The sequence below is a fragment of the Myxococcus sp. AB056 genome (assembly GCF_006547365.1).
Taxonomy (GTDB): domain Bacteria; phylum Myxococcota; class Myxococcia; order Myxococcales; family Myxococcaceae; genus Myxococcus; species Myxococcus virescens.
This window is the reverse complement of the sequence record NZ_VHLB01000204.1, coordinates 1-903: the sequence shown is the minus strand read 5'-3', so window position 1 is coordinate 903 and position 903 is coordinate 1. Positions and strand designations below refer to the sequence as shown.

Here is a 903-nt window from a genome sequence, read left to right as displayed (position 1 = left end):
CCCCCATGACATCCACGGCGTGCTCGATGTGCCGAACCACGTCATCCACGGTGTCCCCGCCCAGATAGACGGGGGCGAAGATGATGCCCACCACCCCGCCCCGGTCTGCGATGAAGCGCAGGGATTCGTCGGAGAGGTTGCGCCAGCCGCCGCCCGCCGCGCGAACGCCCGTGTGCGAGCAGAAGAACCGGACCGAAGGGTGGGTGAAGAGGTCCTTGAGGGTGGACTCCGAGGCATGCGCCACATCCACGCTCATGCCCAGCCGGGCCATCTCCTCCATGACATCCCGGCCCAGCGATGTGAGGCCCCGGTTGCCCATCATCGGAAAGGAAGAGCCGCCCAGGTCGTTGTTGGACAGGTGGGTGAGGCCCATGAAGCGCACCCCACGCTGGTGAAGCTCCGACAGGCGCGCCACCTGGCCTTCGATGGCGTGCCCCCCTTCCACGCCCAGCACCGCGGACAGCCGCCCCTGCGCGAGGTTGTCCTCCAGCATGGCGCCGGTCGTGGTGATGCGGGCGGCATCCCCGGAGCGCGCACAGAAGGATGCCATCTGCTCAATCTGCCAGAGCGCCCGGGTCCACTCGCTCGCCCGGGCCTCCCGGGGCCACCCACGCCACGCTGCGAACACTGGGAAGCCTCCGATGAAGGGGAAGCCCCGGGTGACGATGGTGAAGCACTGGAGCTTCACCCCCGCCTCTCGCAGGCGGGGGAAGTCCACATGGCCCTCTTCAGAGCGTTCACACAGGTCGCGGTTCCACATGAGGGAATCCGCATGGCCGTCCGCGATGCACCACCGCTGGTGGAACTCTTTCACGTCACCCATGCGCGCAAGTCTGCCCACCCGCGTGCGCGAAACAAGCACCACCCGCGTCCCGGTGCTCACTCAAGGTCCCTGCCCCGCCC

The 903-nt window shown here is 68.1% G+C and carries 1 protein-coding gene; it reads right to left on the bottom strand.

Translation table 11 applies throughout. The features are described 5' to 3' along the window. Nucleotides 1-823 (bottom strand): dipeptidase (locus FMP39_RS37135; RefSeq protein WP_141594701.1); only part of this gene is annotated, 823 nt, incomplete at its 3' end. Nucleotides 824-903 lie beyond the last annotated feature (80 nt).